A 17,654-nucleotide genomic window follows, 5' to 3' on the forward strand; every position below is an offset into this window, starting at 1 on the left:
TCTCTTCTTCAAATTTCCTGACATTCTAATCAAAGCTAATGATCTAAGATACAACTCTTAGTAAGAATTCTGATAATCGGAATTTTGTCGTACTGTTGGAATTCCTACATGGGAATGAAGATCGCCCCCACCCAAGTTCGGGTGGAGGAGGCGGGCTTGTGGGAGAAGCCATTCCCCCTATACACTAAATTCCCAAAAACATCAACCCAATTTCCAATCCATAACTCATGTTGGAATTCCAACAAAGATTACTCTAATAATTTCTCGCTTAATAACTCATGAACTACACCTGCGCCTGCCATTCCTCCGGAAGCCGCAGCTAGTAAAACGGAATGTGCTCCATTCGAATTGTCTCCGCAAGCATAGACTCCTTCTACACTTGTTTTTCCTCTTTCTCCAACTTTATAGAATCCGAACTGGTCTTTTTCGCAGCCAAGTACTTCTCCGATTTTGGATTTTAAGTTAAATGGAAAAGTAGGAAGTGCATAAAGGCCGTCTCTTTTTACACTCTCTATATTTTCAAAAAGAACACTTTTGAGTTTTTCTCCTTCATAATCAAAACCTGTAATCTTATCTTCTATAAAACGGATCTTTTTTCTCTCCAATAACGCCTTTTGTTCATCTTTGAATTCGGCTTTTCCGTTCGTAAAAACTACTAAGTCAGATGCAAGATCGTATATAAGAGGAAGCATATAGAACAAAGTATCTCCGTTTCCGATCAGACCAAGCTTGGTGCCTCTCACTTCGAAGCCATGGCAATAAGGACAATGGAAGATTGATTTACCCCAGAGCTCCTTGTAACCAGGGACCTGTAAATATTTGTCTTCTACTCCGTAAGCAAGGATAACTTTTTTGAAATGAAGAAGTTTGTCCGAGGATAACTTGGCGGCAAATCCCGACCCTGATTTTTCAACAGAAATGACACTTCCTTCGAAAAAGCCGATAGTATTATATTTTTCTAAATCTTTTCTTACTAATTTTCTCCACTCTGCCGGATGGATACCATCGCGAGTCGGAAAATTGTTTAGATGAGAAGACGCTGCATTTCTTGGACGACTATCGTCGCAGACTAGGGCAGTCCTACTCATTCTTCCCAAAGCCAATGCGGCACTGAGTCCTGCTGGACCTCCGCCAATGATCAATACTTCATAATCGAATTTCATTTTCATCCTCCTATAAGAACTTTCGATGATAATAATTATTGAAATTTTACCATACTATAAACTGTAAATACATTTGGTGTAAATTTGTAATTTTTTTATTTTATTCCGAATTTAGTTGATTTATTGATACCAATTAGGTATCAATATTCTATGGATTTATCTAAATTAAGATCTTTCATAGTCGTTGCTGAAGAATTGAATTTTAGGAAAAGTGCGGAAATTTTGGGAATGTCCCAACCCCCTCTAACTAGATTGATCTCTTCTTTTGAAGAGGAACTTTCCACTAAATTATTCGAGAGATCTACAAGGCATGTAAAACTTACAGGAGCGGGAGTCCATCTCCTGAAGGAAGGCAGGGAGATCATTGCGAAAGCGGAAAAAATAGAAAAAGAAGTCCGATCTATCGGTAAACTCAAAGCCGGAGGACTCAGTATCGGTTTTTCGACGACTACTTTTATGGCGAGTCTGCCTCAGATCATCAATGAATTCCAGGATCGATTCCCTCGGATCAAGCTGCAACTTCAACAGGAAACTCGAAATAGGATCATTAAAGGATTAAAATCAGCCCAGTTCGATATTTGTTTTTTAGAAGGAGAAGTTTCCGATCCTCGTTTGGAAAAACATCCTGTTCATGACGAAGTGCTTGGCGTCCTTGTTCCAAAAAAACACCCTCTTGCCAAAAGAGAAGAAATCGAATTTAAAGAATTAAAGGACGAAACTATTATATTACATCCTAAGAAAGATTCAGGAAGTTTTTATGATACAATCTCTTCTCTTTTTAAACAGAGCGGTATTAAGCCCAAGGTTTATATAAAGAATGAAAGAGAGAGTTGTCCTATCCTGGTGGCTACAGGTAAAGGAGTATCTTTGACAATCTTAGGCGCACAGAATTTTGCACCTGCAGATACAAAATTTGTTCCGATCAGAAAATTATATTTACCTGTTTCTGTTTTTTATGTTCCGGAAAATCAAAATCCTTCTTTAAAGACCTTTTTAAGTTTTGTATCCGAAAGTAGTTTTATCAAAAATAAGCATGCGGAATGCCTCATGGATGTCATGAGGCTTTAAGGAAAGATATAAAAATTGCCGGTCATAATATGAGATTTCTTAAACAAAGTATGCTTAAAAAATCTCTGCTAATTGGATCTGACTTGGGATTCCTTATTCAGTCCAGGCAACTTGGATCTCTCTTGGACCGACAAATGGAAGCCTTCCGTGAGAAACTGAATAATTGTCTATATAAAGAATATCATCTTTCTGCCAGGAGAAAATTTGGATATTCTTCCAGAAAACACCTATGATTGTTTTGATATCTTTATTAGAGATTTCTGATCCATCTCCGTAAGTTGCATGAACATCCAGGTCTTCAGATTTACTGAATAGTTTTTTGATCCCGGTTAATAGGCTTAGGATCAAATAAACCCCAAGTCCTCTTAAAGTTTTTTGTCTTTTGAAAACATATTGATATTCTAATCTAGGAGAATCTATGTGAAATGTTTGGCTATGATTATGCCAAGCTTTCGATCCTGAGATTGGATGTTTTCTCACGCCTACTTGAGAATTAATTAATCTTAATTTATTTCCGGGCAGCCATTCATGATCGAAATCCTGTTTTTTTATCTCCTTCTCAGCTTCCTTTTTATCTATAGTCTTGAACATTTCGTTCCAAGGTTTTGTTTTCCAAAGACTATACCTAGAAGCTCCCGGACCATCATAATGACGAATATACTTGATACCTTGTTTTTCCACCTTGTCTGAAATATGAGAAGGCATTTCTCTCAAAACTGTTCTTAGATCTGTGATAGGTGTTTCTCCATTTTTGGAAGGAGCTACCTTGGCGTAAAAGAAAAGTTTTTTAGGAGGTTTATTTAAGAAACTCATCTCTGCATGTTGCATGATGGGATAAGCAGAAGGAAGTTCACTAGCAGTATGAACAAACTTAGTCTTTTTATCTCTGGGAGAAGTTCCTAAATATGCTTCTGATAGATTAGAATCTAAACCTAAAGCGACCTTTTCGAAATTTTCGGAAGAGCCTATATTAAAACCTCTGAATAGGATGGCACCATAGATCAACAGATCTCTTTGTATTTCTTTTTGGTTTTTTTTGATCCAATTAGTTAGATGTTTTAGATCTGCCTTCTCCGGAGAGGAAGGAGAGTATACGATAGGGAGTTTCAGTCCCTTTATTAGATTTTTGGAAATTTCTTCCGAAGTTTTGGAGACTCTAGTTTTCTCTTTCTCCGAATTCACTTTTTTGACTAGAGATTTCTTTTTCCCTGAAGATCGAGTGAGGCTAGTTGCAGGCATATTAATTCCCCTTAAAACCACTTCAGAGAATGTATAGATCCGCTTCGATTCGTATATCTAATATATTGGAATAAAAATCGTTATTATGGATAATGATTTATACAAATACACAATATATTATACATTTGTTTAAAATTTAGAGGTGGCTTGGAAACAGGATCGACTTAGGGACTTTTCTCATAAAACTTCCTCCAACTTATGAAATTATCCAAATTATTAATAGCGAATCGGGGAGAAGTTTCCATTCGAATTGCAAGAGCTGCTTCAGCATTAGGAGTTCCTACAGTTTCCATTTATTCAGAAGACGATGTAAATTCCAGGCATAGATTGGTGACTGATTTTTCCGTTCCACTCAAGGGCAGAGGTGTAAAAGTATATTTAGACCAGGAGGAAATACTTTCCATCGCGTTAAGAGAAGGTTGTGATTCAATCCATCCAGGTTATGGATTTTTAAGTGAGAATCCAGACTTTGCAAAAAGGTGTGAAACTTCAAAAATCAAATTTATAGGCCCGGATTCCAAGACACTTGAGATCTTGGGAGATAAATTAAAAGCGGTCCTACTCGCAGAATCATTAGGAGTTCCTACTTTGCCGGGACTTCGTAAGATAATCGATTTGAAAGAAGCGAAAGAATTCTATTCTAAAAATGGAATATTCCTATTAAAGGCGATCGCAGGTGGTGGTGGACGAGGGATCCGCATCATAAACAATGCTGAGGAATTAGAGACAAAGTTTAAAAGTTGTTCGGAAGAAGCTTTACAGTCATTCGGAAATTCTGATTTATACGCCGAAAAATATTTACCGATAGCAAAACATGTAGAGGTCCAGGTTTTAGGAGATGGTTCCGGTAAGGTCCTCCATTTTTGGGATAGGGATTGTTCTCTACAAAGAAAAAACCAGAAACTGCTCGAGATCGCGCCTGCTCCATTTTTGGATCCTAAAATCCGGGAAAAGATTATCTCTTATTCTTTGCAGATGGCTTCCCATCTTCTCTATAGAAGTTTAGGCACTTTTGAGTTTTTGATCAGCCCTGAGTCTGAAATTTATTTTATAGAATCCAATCCTAGATTACAAGTAGAACATACAATCACTGAGGAAATCACTGGAGTAGATCTTGTGGAAGCACAGTTGGAAATCGCTTCCGGAAAATCTTTCCAAGAGATAGGTTTGGAACAAAAGAATCTGGAATTTCCCAAAGGTTATGCGATCCAGATCAGGATAAATTCTGAAACCTGGAACCAAAAAGGGGAAATCGTTCCTTCTTCCGGGAAAATAAAAGTATTCGAGCCAAGTTCTGGTCCTGGGGTCAGGGTGGATAGTTCTGCTTATTCAGGTTATGAGATCGGTTCTAATTTTGATTCATTACTCGCGAAATTAATCGTTCATTCTAAACATTCCGAATTTCCGAAACTAATCCAATCTGCATTTCGTGCATTATCCGAATTTAGGATAGAAGGTATCAAAACAAACCTTCCTTTTCTTCTGAATGTATTCAAAAGAAAAGAGTTGGAATCATATTCTGTTTGGACAAAGTTTATAGAGGAGAAAATTCCGGAACTTCTCGCTTCTTCACAAACAAAATACAAAAAATATAATTTTGATCCGGAACAAAATTCTAATTTAGAAAATTTTAAAATAAAAGAAGATGTTCCAGAAGGATTGATTTCCTTCCATTCTCCCATGGCTGGAAATCTTATGGAAATTTACTCGAAGGAAGGTGAGTCTATTCGTAAAGGAGAAAAGATCGCACTTCTTTCTTCTATGAAGATGGAACATCTTTTACATTCGGAAACTAGCGGGATTATAGAAAGAGTTTTGATTGAACCAGGAAAGGTTATTTCAGAAGGAGAAATACTTGTTTGGATCCGAGAGGAAGATTTGGAACATTCTTCTTTTTCTCATTTTGAAGAAATCGATCCGAACCGGATCCGTCCGGACCTGAAAGAAGTTTTAGATCGTTTACTTTTAAATGAAGATGTTTCTAGATCACAAGCAGTTTCGAAACGGCATAAAAGAGGACAAAGGACAGCAAGAGAGAATGTGGCGGATCTTTGCGATCCAGGAAGTTTTGTAGAATACGGAAGCCTTGCAATTGCAGCCCAAAGAAGAAGAAGGTCCTTAGAAGAATTGATCAAACTCAGTCCGGCAGACGGGTTGATTGCAGGTCTTGGCACAGTGAATGGTAAGTTATTCGATTCTCATTTAGCAAGAGTTTCCGTATTAGCTTATGATTATACAGTTTTTATGGGGACCCAAGGAGCGATGAACCATAAAAAGACGGATCGTTTTTTGGAAATGGTGGAAAGCCAAAAACTTCCCCTCGTATTCTTTACGGAAGGAGGGGGAGGTCGTCCAGGAGAAGTGGATGTTCCTGCAGTTGCAGGTTTGGATCTACATACTTTTCGTAAATACGCAGGTTTAAAAGGAAAAAGCCTTAGGATCGCAATAGCTGCAGGAAGATGTTTTGCAGGGAATGCCGCATTATTTGGTGCGAGCGATATTAGGATCGCAACAGAAGATTCTAATATCGGTATGGGCGGCCCTGTAATGGTAAAAGGTGGAGGTCTCGGGAATTTTTCTGCGGAAGAGATCGGTCCTGCGGAGGTGCAAACCAAAAACGGAGTCATAGATATATTAGTAAAGAATGAAGAAGAGGCGGTCCTTACCGCAAAAAAAGCGCTTTCCTATTTCCAAGGAAATATCAAAAAATTCGAATATAAGGATCAAAAAATCCTAAGGACTTTAATTCCTGAAAATCGTTTGAGGTCCTATGAGATCCGCTCCATCATTTCTTCTTTGGCGGACACTGATTCGGTGTTGGAATTCAGAAAGGATTTTGCGAAAGGAATTGTAACTTCTCTGATTCGTATAGAGGGACGTGCGCTCGGTCTGATCGCGAATAATCCTGTTCATTTAGGTGGAGCAATCGATGCAGAAGGAGCAGAGAAGGCTTCCGAGTTTGCGGAATTCTGCGATCTGAATAAACTTCCTATATTATTTCTTTGTGATACGCCTGGTTTTATGGTAGGTCCTGAAGTGGAGAAGAAAGGATTAGTACGTAAAGCGGCAAAACTTTTTGAGGCGGGAGCTTCCTTACGAGTCCCTGTGTTTACTATCGTTCTTAGAAAAGGATATGGTCTGGGAGCGATGGCTATGGCTGCAGGCAGTTTTCATTCTCCTATATTCACAATCTCTTGGCCGACGGGAGAATTCGGTGCAATGGGCATAGAAGGGGAAATTAGAACTGGATACCAAAAGGAACTCGCAGAAATAAAAGATTGGAAAGAAAGACAAATTTTATTCGAACGTTTGGTTTCTGAGGCATTTGAAAGAGGCAAGGCGATCAATATGGCTTCCTATTTGGAAATAGATGCAGTAATAGACCCTGCCGAATCCAGAAAATGGATCTTGAGGGGTTATGATTCTTGTATTTAGAGAGATTCCAGTTGGAAATAAATGTTTTCTGAACTCCCATAAAGATCTTGATTAGATCCGGATTTATGTTTTTATTTTGCCCTCACCCGGAGGTATTCATGTTTAGAAGTCCTAAAGCTAAAATTATAGCTTTATTTACCGTGATCGCTTTGACCGTTTCCTTCTCCTATTTGAGCGCTCAATCTTTGAACGTTTATGGAACCTATAAAGTGACAGGTACAAATCCAGACGGAAGTAAATATAGAGGAAGTGTTACAGTCACTTTAAACGAGGATGGGTCTTACAATTTCCAATGGTCCGTAGGAAATAGTTTTTCCGGAACAGGTTCTTTGAGTGGAAATACTCTAACCGTAGATTGGGGTGATACTTATCCAGTAATCTACACGGTTAAAAGTGGTGGAAGTAGATTGGAAGGTACTTGGGGGAACGGGACAGGTACTGAAATCCTGACCAAATAAGATCTATTGATACAAAAAATCCCCGTGAATGCGGGGATTTTCTTTATTATTCTTTTCTAATTCTTTCCGATTAGATCGAAAAATCTTCCATATATTCGACATATACTTTCGCTTTTTTGATCCTAAGATACACTGTTTCACCAGGAAGTAGATTTAATTCCTTAAAACTAGATTGATCTAACAAAGACTCGATTAAAGTTCCTGAATCCAATCGTTTTAATTCAATTCTCACATTTCTACCTGTAGAATGGATATATTGTATCTCTGCAGGAATTCCTTGGGTAGAAGTTCTGGAAATTTCCACATCATAAGGTCTAACGTAGGCAACTCCTTCTTTATCCACTACGTCCGAATGTTCAGGAGTTGCTACATCTATATCGCCTATCTTCGCGGTTCCTTCGTGGATCCTTCCATGGAAAAGGTTTACATCTCCTAAGAAATGGAAAACGAAAGGTGTTTTAGGTTTATTATAGACTTCGTCAGGAGTACCGATCTGTTCTATTTTGCCAGATCTTAAAATAACTATGGAATCACTTACCTCTAATGCTTCTTCCTGATCATGAGTTACGAATACGCTTGTGATATGAATTTCGTCATGAAGCCTTCTGAGCCAGGTGCGTAATTCTTTTCTTACTTTTGCATCCAATGCTCCAAAAGGTTCATCTAAAAGTAAAAACTTAGGCTCTATTGCCAAAGCCCTTGCCAATGCCACCCTTTGTCTTTGACCTCCGGATAATTCGAAAGGAAATCTTGCATGGAAATTTTCCAATTGAACCAATTTCAAAAGTTGGAATACTTTTTCCTGGATCTCTTCTTTAGAAGGTCTTGTGGATCTTGGACGGACTTTTAGACCGAATGCGATATTTTCGAAAATCGTCATGTGGCGGAAAAGTGCATAATGTTGGAATACGAATCCTACTCCTCTGTCCTTAGAACTTTTGGATTTGGATCTTTCTCCATTGAATAATACTTCCCCTTCGTCCGGAGTGTCTAACCCTGCAATGATCCTAAGAAGTGTTGTCTTTCCACTTCCGGAGGGTCCGAGTAATGCTACCAGATTTCCATCCGGGATTGTCAGGTCCACTTGGTCCAAGGCCTGGAATTTTCCGAATCGTTTGCTTACATTTCGAATTTCAATAGACATTCTATTCTCCTAGGATTTGGAAACCTGAACATTTGTATTTTTTTCTTTTCCGAGACCGGTTGTTTCTGGGATCTCTATTTCTTCTTTGCGATGAAGATTTCTTTCTAAGATTGTTTTTAAGAGTAAGGTAAGTAGAGAAAGAAATACTAATACGGATGCAGCGGAGAACGCTCCCACTGAGTTATACTCATTATATAACATTTCTATCTGTAGGGGGAGTGTATTCGTTTTTCCACGGATATGTCCGGACAATACTGAAACTGCTCCGAATTCTCCCATGGCTCTTGCATTACAGAGTATAAGTCCGTATAAAAGTCCCCATTTAATATTCGGGATAATAATTTTGATGAATGTTTGGTAGAGAGAAGCACCTAATAAAATACCCGCTTCCTCTTCTTCTTTTCCCTGACTTTGCATTAAAGGGATTAGTTCTCTTGCAACAAACGGAAGTGTTATAAATACGGTAGCGATCACAAGACCGGGAGTATTGAATACGATCTTAATATTCCATTCTTCTAATACATCTCCCATCCATCCTTGCTTTCCGAAAAGTAATAGAAAGATCAAACCGGAGATTACCGGAGAAACCGCAAAAGGAGAATCTATAATCGTAAGTAGAATATTTTTGCCCGGAAATTCGAATCTGGTTAATAGGAATGCGGCGACTAAGCCGAATGCGGTATTCAAAGGAACTGCGATACCGGCCACTTTCAATGTCATTAACATTGCTGCTATAGTATCACTATCTTGTAATCCTTGTAGATAAGCTTCCCAACCTTGGGCGAATGCTTCTAAAAAAACTACTGTGATCGGTAGGATTAGAATGATAAATGCAAGGACTAAGACTGAAAAGATCAAAGCCAAGCGGATCCAAACGGATTCTGTTTCTTTCATCCAAGTCTCCTAGAGGCTCTATTTTGCAGATAGTTTATCCCGAACATGATCGTAAATGAAAGGACCAGCATCAATACCGCAATCCCTGTCGCCTTTGCGTATTCATACTGCTCTAATTTGGTAACTATGAGCAATGGAAGGATTTCAGTTTTACCTGGAAGGTTTCCTGAGATAAAAACAACTGATCCGTATTCCCCGATCCCTCTTGCAAAGGCCATACTGGTTCCTGCAAGTAGAGAAGGGATTAACTCAGGAAGAATCACCTTTGTGAATGTTTGGAATCTGCTTGCCCCTAAACAATAAGCGCTTTCTTCCAATTCTTTAGGAAGATCTTCTAAGATAGGTTGGACCGTTCTAACTACGAAGGGAAATCCGATAAAAACTAAAGCGATCACAATCCCGATCGGAGTGTATGCGATCTTGATTCCATAAGGTGTAAGATATTTTCCGATAAAACCGTTAGGAGCATAGATCGTGGTAAGCGCTATCCCTGCAACGGCTGTGGGAAGGGTAAATGGAAGATCTACCAGTGAATCTAAGATCTTTTTGCCCGGGAAATCGTAACGAACTAAAACCCAGGCGAATAAAAATCCGACGAATAGATTAATAATGGCCGCGACTCCACCTGCTCCAAAGCTTAAATACAGAGCCTGTTTAATTCTCTCCTCTGAAAAAACTTCCCAGAGTCCGGAAACACCTAAGGTTGCAGATTTAAAAAATAATGCGGATAATGGAATGATAACCAGAAGGCTAAGGTAGAAGACTGTGAGTCCTAAGGACAGACCAAAGCTTGTTTTAGAATAAGGACGAAAAATTAGCTTCAAACGGGAAACCCTTTGAGTCGATTCTTGAGAAACGCCCTATTTCGTCAAACCAAGAGCCGCTCCTTAAGGCGGCTCCCTTTTCATAAGTGATAAGTAGAGTTTCTACTTACTTCTTTGCATCGCCGTAGATGGAGTCGAAAAGACCACCGTCAGCAAAATGTTTTTTGTGAGCAGCCGCCCAGGAACCTTCAATAGTCCTTACATCGAATAATTGAAGTTTAGGGAATTTTGCAACATTCGCTTTTAGGATAGCTGCATCATTTGGACGGAAAAAATGTTTAGCAATGATCTCTTGGCCTTCTTTGGTGTATAAGAATTCCAAGTAAGCTTTTGCTATTTCAGTAGTTCCTTTTTTAGCAGCTACTTTTTCAACGATTGCTACAGGAGTTTCGGCAAGGATACTTGTGCTCGGATAAACCACTTCAAATTGAGCCACTCCGCCGTTTGCTTTTCTGGACTCGGATAGAGCAAGTTCTGCTTCATTTTCCCAAGCAAGAAGAACATCACCGATTCCTCTTTGAACAAAAGTAGTAGTGGATCCTCTGGCACCGGTGTCCAGAACAGAAGTGTTCTTATAGAGGTTTTTAACGAACTCGATCGCTTTTTCTTCTGTTTTGTATTGTTTTTTCGCGAATCCCCAAGCAGCTAAATAATTCCAACGAGCTCCACCGGAAGTTTTAGGGTTTGGTGTGATCACTCCGATCCCTGGTTTTACAACATCATCCCAGTCTTTGATTGCTTTAGGATTTCCTTTTCTAACTAAGAAAACGATAGTAGAGTAGTATGGAGTAGAATGGTTCGGGAATGCTTTCTCCCAATCTTTGGAAACAGATCCACCGTTAGTAACGATACTATCGATATCGTAAGCAAGTGCAAGAGTTACTACATCCGCTTCTAATCCGTCGATTACCGCTCTAGCTTGTTTTCCGGATCCACCATGGGATTGTTGGACGGTAAGATTTTTACCGGACTTCTTCTTCCAAGATTCTATGAACTTTTTGTTTATTTCTTCATAAAGTTCCCGAGTTGGATCGAAAGAAACGTTTAATAGAGTATCATCCGCGTAGGCGGAGAAGGAGAATATACCGGTTAAGGCAAGAGCGCCGATTCCTTTGGCGATTGACCGGAGTACAGAATTATTAGATTTTGCTTTCATAAGGTTCACTTTTACGTCCCTTCCGACGATAACTCGGAATTTTTATCCAATAAATTGGATATTTATCTGTTATAGTCGGAATACCCTTCTTTTTGTCAAGAAGGGTTTTATATTTTAGAACATTTTTTTCCTATTTTGAACGCTTTTTTGATTCGATCCCTCAGACTTCGGTTTAAAGCGGATTTCCCAAAAATGAAAAAGGCCTTCTGTATCTTTATTCTAGTATTTCTCTCAATATTCTTTAGCGGATGTTCTGAATCGTTTTCGAACTTAGAACATCCCACAATTGTTCAGGGGGCACTCGAGTTAAAGAATTATGATCTGGAAGAACAAGGTCCCATTCTACTTTCCGGGTTATGGAAATTTAGATGGTTATACTGGAAAAGTTCCGGATTAGAGAGCCAAAACTCTTACGAAGTTGTCAGTGTACCTTCTTCTTGGAATGGAAAGAACGGATCTAGATTGGGAGAAGGTTATGGAACTTACGAACTTAACCTAAAACTAAATCGAAATTACGGAGAACTCGCATTTATCCTACAAGAGCAAAGTTCTTCCTATTTTTTGTATGTGAACGGCAAACTTTTAGCCTCTTGTGGAGAAGTTGAATTTCCTTCTTCTTCAGATATCACCATCTTCGAAGTCAAGCCTGCCTGGTGTAATAAGTTAGTGAAGTTCAATCCTGATGGAGAAGAGCTGAAGATCGATATGCAAATCGCAAATCGGGACCATAGGCTTGGCGGTTTTTGGGCGCCTATCAGATTCGGAACCGCCTCGACCGTAGAGAAGACCTGGAATGCGGAAAGATTTTTGGATCTATTCTTAGCGGGAGGTCTTTTCTGCATCGGGCTACTTCATCTTATTTATGCCGTTGTAAGAAGAGGGGAAGCCGCCTCTATGTATTTCGGCACATACTGCGTGATTATGGCAGCAAGAGGACTATTTTCAGGTACAAGGATTATTTCAGAATATCTTGATTTTCTAAAGTATCATCACTATGTCAGGATAGAATATGTTACATTCTACCTCGCAATCCCTGTTTTTTTAAGTTATATACTTTCCGTTTTCCCAAGAGAATTAAAACGAATTTTAGTAGATCTGGTATGGTGGATCGCGATCGGAGCCTGTCTTGTGGTTCTTGTATTCCCCGTTCGAATATTCACATTCACGATTACAATCTATTATCTGGTTGCGTTTCTTGCCGGAACGCTGGGGTTATTTTCTCTCACTAAGGCAGCTTTAAGAAGAAGAAAAGGTGCACTGATTATCCTTGCGGGTTTCGTATTCGTCTATGCCGCAATGATCCACGATATCTTATACGCGACTTTTTATTTGGATACGGGATATTTTACGAATATCGGAGCATTCATATTTATAATAGCTCAATCAGTATTCTTATCCATTAGAAGTTCCGAAAGTTTAGATAGACTTATGGATCTTTCCAGAAATTTGGAAAGAAGGGTAGAAGAAAGAACTAAACAACTCAGAAATGCACTTCGTCTGATCCAAAATGATCTAAATGTAGCAAGAGAGATCCAAAAGGGACTCTTAAATCTGGAAGATGCGGTTGAAAAGAATATAGGACAGATCAGGTTCGGGATTCTACATAAACCTTTGGCGGAAGTAGGTGGAGATCTTTATGATATCGCTGAACTTCCGAGCGGAAAGATCCGTATCTTCTTAGCGGATGCAACCGGTCATGGGATACAAGCAGCACTCATCACTATCCTGATCAGAAGTGTTTACGAAGATTTAAGATTAAAAGAAGAAAGTCCCGGAAAATTACTCTCGGCAATAGGCTCTCAATTCCATGGCAAGTACGGAAATGTATCCACATTCTTCTCCGCATCCATTTTAGAAATTTCTCCTGACGGGAAAAAGCTTACTCTTTCTTTGGCGGGATCCCCTCCTGTTTTAGTTCAGACAAAAGACGAAGAGCATATAATAGAATGTGAAAACCCGTTAGTGGGTCTTTTGGAAAATTTCGATTTCGAGGATAAGGAGATCCCACTTACTCCTGGTTTTAGGATACTTTGTTTTACGGACGGGCTTACCGAATCCTCCAGACTTCCCGGAGATTTTTACGGAATAGAAAGAGTATTGGCTTACCTAAGAACTGGAGACTCTCAAAGTTTAGAGGAATTATTAAGCGGCATCCAAGAAGATCTATTCAGATTTTTAGGAACTTCAGAACCAAAGGACGATATACTAGTATTGGGAATAGAGGACCAACGTTCCTAAACTAGTAAAACATTTATTCTTTCGGGAATAATTGGATCGTTTTCTAGTTTTATTGTATTGGACCCCGAAAATCATGGTTAGAGAGAAGGTGAACGGGTCCATACTTTTAAGAGTGGATCCCGAAATCGTTACCTTGTAGAGGACCCTATGGCATTCAAGCTCGACGGGGCAAAATTCCCCACCTTGGAAGAGTTGATTACAGCTTTGTATCCATTGTATGCGGACAAAATGAGCGAAGCTGAATTTAGAAAGTACGTTCAAGAGAATGTAAAAGAGGAATAGTCTTCCTCTTTTTGCCCCGAGCTCTCGGGGCGAATCCTTCCCGTAATATCCTCTTTTGCTTGTCAATTCCAGGGGTTTTCCTTACCCTCTCGGCATGCCTTTTTTTCAGAAAAAATGGAGACTTGCTCCGGCTTGGCGAAGGCCCTTATTACTTCTCGCCTCATTCTTAGTTCTTATTATCAAATTTAGATTTTTATTTAGCGAGGATACTCTTTCAGGTTGGAGTCTCCATGCACAAACCCATCTGGCGGAGATCTACGATTCATTTTTGAACAATGGCCAGTCTTTGGGTTATGATAGCCGTTGGTTTTCCGGGATGCCTGTCTTCTACTTTCAGCCTCCATTCTTCTATTTTTTGGTCGCTGTACTTCATAAAACGGTCTTCTTCTGGTCTTCACTTTCACTTTCTTTTAATATAGGAATACTTCTTTCTATATTACTATTTACGTATGCATTTATCAAGTTCAGTCTTTTACTCTTAAGTGAGACGAATCATAGGGCGAATACCGTGATGCTCGCGATGTCGGGTCTTTTATTCTTCTTCTTATGCGCCGGAGAAGAGCCGTTTGGACTTTCTTTAGTCGGACTATTCAGCGGTTCAGTGACCGGGTTTTTCGGACTTAGTTGGAGTTTATTAGGTTTTTATTATTTAGAAAAATATCGGACCACAGGGAAATTGTCTTCTCTTTCTAAATATCTGGTTGTAAGTGCCTGCGTTTATTATTCTGATCTTCCTTCTTCTTTATTCTATTTAATTTCTCTTTTGATCTATTTCTTATTTTTGGGAGAAGAGCTCGGAAAGAGGGCGTTCTCCATTGCATTCTTTATTCCGCTGATCGTGGCCACACCCGTATGGTGGAATTTTTTGAAATATTCTTCTTACCGCGCGGAAACTTTCCCGATGGATACAACTCCAGGACTCATTTCCATTTTAGGTTCAGAAGCTTTGAGGCCGATTTGGGAAGGAAGTGGGGTAATCGCTTTTTTATGGAATTTTATCATAGGGCTTCATTGGACACAGGTAGTGTTTCCTGCTTTGTTTTTATTAGGAATTCGTTCTATTCTAAAACGTAAAATTTTTCCTCCTGCATCCAGATTCGTATTCTTTGCAAGTTTGATCTTTTATTGGATCGGAGTAGATACTTCTCTTTCCAAATTTTTTCCGGGTTTAGGATTTCCTTGGTATAGAGCATTGGATCTTTCTCTTCTATTCTTAACTCTATCCGGTTTGGAAACTGCAGTCCATTTATTGAAGAATAAAACTTCTTCTGTAACTGCACAATATTCAGTCTCAGCACTTTTATTTTTCGCATTAGTCAGATTTTTCTTATGGCATCCTGAATTGGAATGGAAGGAGAATACTACATTCTTAAAAGACAGCTTTTCCGCCATGGAAATGAAAGATGTGGAAGTTGCACTTTCGGAACTTCCAAAAGATTCTAAAATTTTTCCGGAAATTGACTCTCATAGAAAATGGGGAGATAGTCCTTTTACATTGGGGCTATTGATCAGGAGAGCAGGGCATAGGAATTTGCTCGGAATGGAAGCGGATGCTTCTTTGACTTCCCTTGCGCTTCAGCCTTATTTGAGTCGTTATCTTCCTTGGACTGCTTGGAAAAAAAATCCAAGCTACGAAGAGGAACTTTCTTTGGAAGATGCAGGTATAGGATTACACCGTTTTTTACAGGCAAACGGAACTTCTTATATTATTGGTTCTACCGAAAAACTTTATAAAATCCTAAAATTGAATCCGACTCGTTTCGAATTATTAAAAGGTTGGGTCAATAGAGAAGGTCTACGTACGAATGATTCTCCTTCCGAAACTTACGAAAAAGAATTGGAGAATAAATCTTTTCTATTCCTATTCAAGGTAAAAAATCCTGGATCGGATATTGCGGTCCTGACGGAAAAACCTTGGGGAGTTGCCGATTATAAGGAACTAAGCGGAGGCAAAGCACTTCGTCCTAAAAGATTCTTATATAATACGAATGAAGCTATCTTGCATGAAGGATTGGATGCTGGGATTATATTCGCTCGTATTGGCAGAAAAGAGATAGAAGCGATCGGTCCGAATTATAATAAATGGTTTCAAGGTTTACTGGTTTTAAATGTCCCTAAAGAAGACAATACTTGGAAGGAAGAATTCAGATCCAAATATGGAGACCTATCCTTCTCCGATAGAAACGAATTTTTAGGTAGGTTTTTCCCAGTAAAAGAAAAACCTAAAGAGCCCGTATTACTTCCTGAGCTTCCGATCTTACCCCGTATTTTTTCGGATGAAGAAGTTTTTGCAGGCCCTGAAATTTCTTCGAGGGAAAAACCTGAACAATCTGCATTAGAAAATTATAATTGTAAATTGGTCCGAAGGTCCTTTTTTCCTAGTTGGGAAGACGCCGAAGGTGGAATATTATTCCAAACCCAAAGGAATGAAATTTTAGTCTGTTCTCAAAGGCAGAATTCCGATCTGAAATTTTCTAAAGGGAATTCGATATTCTTGACCATCATTCTTTTCCTTCTGCCTATATTTTTCATATTCTCCTCCTTTGTGAAAGGAAGGTGGTTTTTCCGTTGAGTAATCTGTACGGTAACAAGCCGTACTCTAAACTTCAATTCGTTTCGAATTCACTTTTGGTGTTGTTCGGAAGTATTCTTCTCTGGGGGCTCTGGCAAAAATGGAGCCTTTTTATTTGGGGAAATATTTTCATTCATGGTTTAGAAGGTGGACTGGTAGGAGCGATTTGTGATTGGTTTGCTGTTTGGAAAACGTATAAGGCAGTCGAGTCTGAAAGTGAAACAATTGCAGAAGAAATCGGTCGCTGGGTATCCTCGGACCTGATCAGCGAACATAAATTAAAATCCTATTTAGACGGTATCTTGGATGAGCCTGAAAATATCCAAGCGATCAGAGAACTTTTAGATACACATCTAAAAGGGGAAAAAGAAGTTCGAGAATTCCTGAATTTAATCTGGGATAAAATCGAAGAAGATATAGTATTATATGTTTCTAATTTTAAATTTTCAGGTGCAGATAAACAGATATTACATGAATTGAATAGTCGTAAAGAGATACTATCTACCGTTCGGTTTTTAGTAGGAGAAACCTTGATGAAGGTTTCAGACCATCAGGATTTTGGAGAAAGGGTTCAAAGGATCACAAAGGGGCTTTCTTTTCTTGCAAAACCTTTGATCTGGCTTATTGATCCGCAAAAAAGAATCAAAGAATTCGGAGAAGGTTTAAAAGAAGGAAAAGATTTCGAAACGGAAGAGGAAGAAGTACTTTTCGAATTATATTCCATATTCTCCGAATGTGTAGAATTATACATAGGTTCTTGGAACGAATTACCAGTTGAAAGAAGGGAAGAAGCTGTCCGTTCCTTAGCTGATTTTGGTAGAGAACAATTGAATCGATTGATCAGCGAAGTCGTTCTGACCCATAAGGAAGAAATTTCCAGATTGGAAAATTTGAGAGAATACGGGCCGATCCGCTCCTTCTTGGAATTTTTAAGTTCTAAAACGAACGAGTCTGTTTCGGAATATGTGGGAGAACAGATCTCTAAAGGGCTGAAATTATTGGAACCCAAACAATTCAGGGAAAATTTAGAACTCAAGACCAGAAGAGTCCTAGAGAAGATCAGGATCAACGGAAGTTTATTAGGTTTTTTAGTTGGATCTGCAATAGGATGTATCGTCTTATTATTCGAAGGGAAATTAGGAATATAATCTCTTGCATAATTTGTAGGTTATTGTTTAGTG

General features: G+C 39.0%; 13 protein-coding genes. 7 read left to right on the top strand and 6 right to left on the bottom strand.

The annotated features are described in order from the left end of the window. Positions 1–248: 248 nt before the first annotated feature. Complete coding sequence (locus tag CH377_RS17900) at positions 249–1,163, bottom strand: NAD(P)/FAD-dependent oxidoreductase (protein ID WP_100725109.1); 915 nt, start codon at positions 1,161–1,163, stop codon at positions 249–251. Positions 1,164–1,313: 150 nt separating this feature from the next. Here CH377_RS17900 and CH377_RS17905 point away from each other — a divergent pair, with 150 nt between their 5' ends. Further along, a complete protein-coding gene (locus CH377_RS17905; protein WP_100725110.1) occupies positions 1,314–2,231 on the top strand; it encodes a LysR family transcriptional regulator in 918 nt (305 codons plus the stop codon). A gap of 93 nt (positions 2,232–2,324) precedes the next feature. Here the strand turns inward: CH377_RS17905 and CH377_RS17910 are convergent, their stop codons facing one another. Next, positions 2,325–3,470 (bottom strand): TauD/TfdA family dioxygenase, encoded by a 1,146-nt coding sequence (locus CH377_RS17910; protein WP_100725111.1) that lies wholly within the window; start codon positions 3,468–3,470, stop codon positions 2,325–2,327. Between the two features lie 198 nt (positions 3,471–3,668). Between CH377_RS17910 and CH377_RS17915 the strand changes: the two genes are divergently transcribed. Further along, on the top strand, positions 3,669–6,905 hold the full coding sequence (locus CH377_RS17915) for a carboxyl transferase domain-containing protein (protein ID WP_100725112.1): 3,237 nt from the start codon (positions 3,669–3,671) through the stop codon (positions 6,903–6,905). Positions 6,906–7,003: 98 nt separating this feature from the next. Beyond that, positions 7,004–7,363, top strand: coding sequence for an LIC10280 family protein (lfb1, locus tag CH377_RS17920; RefSeq protein ID WP_100725113.1), 360 nt, complete (start codon positions 7,004–7,006; stop codon positions 7,361–7,363). Between the two features lie 70 nt (positions 7,364–7,433). On the opposite strand, the gene CH377_RS17925 is transcribed toward lfb1, so the two are convergent. From CH377_RS17925 to CH377_RS17940, 4 genes are all read right to left on the bottom strand, one after another. Then, on the bottom strand, positions 7,434–8,507 hold the full coding sequence (locus CH377_RS17925) for a sulfate/molybdate ABC transporter ATP-binding protein (RefSeq protein WP_100725114.1): 1,074 nt from the start codon (positions 8,505–8,507) through the stop codon (positions 7,434–7,436). Between the two features lie 9 nt (positions 8,508–8,516). Then, a complete protein-coding gene (gene cysW, locus CH377_RS17930; RefSeq protein WP_100725115.1) occupies positions 8,517–9,401 on the bottom strand; it encodes a sulfate ABC transporter permease subunit CysW in 885 nt (294 codons plus the stop codon). Beyond that, entirely contained in the window at positions 9,398–10,225 is an 828-nt protein-coding gene (gene cysT, locus CH377_RS17935; protein ID WP_100725116.1) for a sulfate ABC transporter permease subunit CysT, read from the bottom strand. Before cysT ends, cysW begins: the two co-directional genes overlap by 4 nt. A 106-nt stretch (positions 10,226–10,331) precedes the next feature. After that, positions 10,332–11,381, bottom strand: coding sequence for a sulfate ABC transporter substrate-binding protein (locus tag CH377_RS17940; protein WP_100725117.1), 1,050 nt, complete (start codon positions 11,379–11,381; stop codon positions 10,332–10,334). Positions 11,382–11,573: 192 nt separating this feature from the next. On the opposite strand from CH377_RS17940, the gene CH377_RS17945 reads away from it, so the two are divergent. The 4 genes from CH377_RS17945 (at position 11,574) to CH377_RS17960 (ending at position 17,621) form a co-directional block, all read left to right on the top strand. Then, positions 11,574–13,619, top strand: a complete 2,046-nt coding sequence (locus CH377_RS17945) for a PP2C family protein-serine/threonine phosphatase (RefSeq protein ID WP_243402068.1) — start codon at positions 11,574–11,576, stop codon at positions 13,617–13,619. 147 nt (positions 13,620–13,766) lie between these two features. Next, positions 13,767–13,901 carry a hypothetical protein gene (locus CH377_RS19915; protein ID WP_008589440.1) on the top strand — a complete coding sequence of 45 codons (135 nt, stop codon included), beginning with the start codon at positions 13,767–13,769 and terminating at the stop codon, positions 13,899–13,901. Between the two features lie 94 nt (positions 13,902–13,995). Next, entirely contained in the window at positions 13,996–16,473 is a 2,478-nt protein-coding gene (locus CH377_RS17955) for a hypothetical protein (protein ID WP_100725119.1), read from the top strand. After that, positions 16,470–17,621 (top strand): DUF445 family protein, encoded by a 1,152-nt coding sequence (locus CH377_RS17960; protein ID WP_243402070.1) that lies wholly within the window; start codon positions 16,470–16,472, stop codon positions 17,619–17,621. Before CH377_RS17955 ends, CH377_RS17960 begins: the two co-directional genes overlap by 4 nt. The last annotated feature ends 33 nt before the right edge of the window (positions 17,622–17,654 follow it).

This window comes from Leptospira haakeii, assembly GCF_002812045.1.
GTDB lineage: Bacteria > Spirochaetota > Leptospiria > Leptospirales > Leptospiraceae > Leptospira_B > Leptospira_B haakeii.

Excerpts from the sequence above, each read along its gene's own strand:
- CH377_RS17900 (WP_100725109.1), bottom strand. The coding sequence starts at position 1,163 with ATGAAATTCGATTATGAAGTATTGATCATTGGCGGAGGTCCAGCAGGA.
- CH377_RS17905 (WP_100725110.1), top strand. The coding sequence starts at position 1,314 with ATGGATTTATCTAAATTAAGATCTTTCATAGTCGTTGCTGAAGAATTG.
- CH377_RS17910 (WP_100725111.1), bottom strand. The coding sequence starts at position 3,470 with ATGCCTGCAACTAGCCTCACTCGATCTTCAGGGAAAAAGAAATCTCTA.
- CH377_RS17915 (WP_100725112.1), top strand. The coding sequence starts at position 3,669 with ATGAAATTATCCAAATTATTAATAGCGAATCGGGGAGAAGTTTCCATT.
- lfb1 (WP_100725113.1), top strand. The coding sequence starts at position 7,004 with ATGTTTAGAAGTCCTAAAGCTAAAATTATAGCTTTATTTACCGTGATC.
- CH377_RS17925 (WP_100725114.1), bottom strand. The coding sequence starts at position 8,507 with ATGTCTATTGAAATTCGAAATGTAAGCAAACGATTCGGAAAATTCCAG.
- cysW (WP_100725115.1), bottom strand. The coding sequence starts at position 9,401 with ATGAAAGAAACAGAATCCGTTTGGATCCGCTTGGCTTTGATCTTTTCA.
- CH377_RS17940 (WP_100725117.1), bottom strand. The coding sequence starts at position 11,381 with ATGAAAGCAAAATCTAATAATTCTGTACTCCGGTCAATCGCCAAAGGA.
- CH377_RS17945 (WP_243402068.1), top strand. The coding sequence starts at position 11,574 with ATGAAAAAGGCCTTCTGTATCTTTATTCTAGTATTTCTCTCAATATTC.
- CH377_RS19915 (WP_008589440.1), top strand. The coding sequence starts at position 13,767 with ATGGCATTCAAGCTCGACGGGGCAAAATTCCCCACCTTGGAAGAGTTG.
- CH377_RS17955 (WP_100725119.1), top strand. The coding sequence starts at position 13,996 with ATGCCTTTTTTTCAGAAAAAATGGAGACTTGCTCCGGCTTGGCGAAGG.